General features: G+C 67.0%; 2 protein-coding genes. Both read left to right on the forward strand.

Features of this window, described 5'->3' with window-relative positions:
• A partial coding sequence (locus JMF90_RS38425; protein ID WP_201326477.1) for a cold-shock protein occupies positions 1-149 on the forward strand: 149 nt, incomplete at its 5' end.
• A 466-nt stretch (positions 150-615) separates the two neighbouring features.
• The gene (infA, locus tag JMF90_RS38430) at positions 616-879 is read left to right on the forward strand and encodes a translation initiation factor IF-1 (protein WP_006483034.1); all 264 of its coding nucleotides are present in this window, start codon (positions 616-618) and stop codon (positions 877-879) included.
• Positions 880-981: the final 102 nt, after the last annotated feature.

A 981-nucleotide genomic window follows, 5' to 3' on the forward strand; every position in this document is an offset into this window, starting at 1 on the left:
CCCCGGACAACGGCGGCGACGATCTGTTCGCCCATTTCTCGGAAATTCGCGGCACGGGCTTCAAGACCCTGGCCGAAGGCCAGAAGGTCAGCTTCGAAGTGAAGCGTGGCCCGAAGGGTCTGCAAGCGTCGAACATCACGCCGCAGTAAGCCGCATCGGCATCGGTCGCCAAGCGGCGGCCGCTGCCGGATGGAGTATCGCGCGGGGCGCCGCTTCACGGCGGCCGGCGCGTTCCGATGCGCACGACCGATGCATCGCGACATTCACGATGCATCGGTCGTGACGCCTCCCTCATCGCATGCCTGAACCGCATGCGACGCAACGCCCTCGTGACACGCACGTCGTTTCGCGAGCGCATCACCGCTTCAACGCATCAACCCGAGCAGACCGCCGCCATGCTTCAGCTGGCGCGGTCCCGACTTGCGCGGCGCTGCTGGCGCCGCAGCCACTGACCGCCCGAACGCCGCAACGCGCCGGGCTCCGATCGCAAGACAGGCCCGAGGCCCGTCTGAACGAACCGATCCCGGCTGCCTGCCGGCCGCCGTCCCGTTTGCGGGAGCCGGCGCCGGGCAGTCGCCGCGGCCGCGGTCAATCACCTTGTCTGGAGGAATTGGTTTGGCAAAAGAAGAACTGCTGGAACTGGACGGAATCGTCGACGAAGTGCTGCCGGACAGCAAATATCGTGTCACGCTGGAAAACGGCGTCGTGGTTGGCGCGTACGCGTCGGGCCGCATGCGCAAGAACCACATCCGCATTCTCGCGGGCGATCGCGTGACGCTGGAACTGTCGGTGTACGACCTCACCAAGGGCCGCATCAACTTCCGGCACAAGGACGCGAATTCCCCGCGTCCGCCGCGAAGCGGGCAGCCGCGCCGCTAAGCGGCCACGACCGGTGCGCCTCAGCGCGTACCGATCGACACCTGTCCGGCCCATGGCCGGACGAACCGATGAGCCGGCGCATGGTGTGTCGTTCATCGGTCG

The sequence above is a fragment of the Burkholderia sp. E168m23 genome, from assembly GCF_016586125.1.
Lineage (GTDB): Bacteria > Pseudomonadota > Gammaproteobacteria > Burkholderiales > Burkholderiaceae > Burkholderia > Burkholderia orbicola.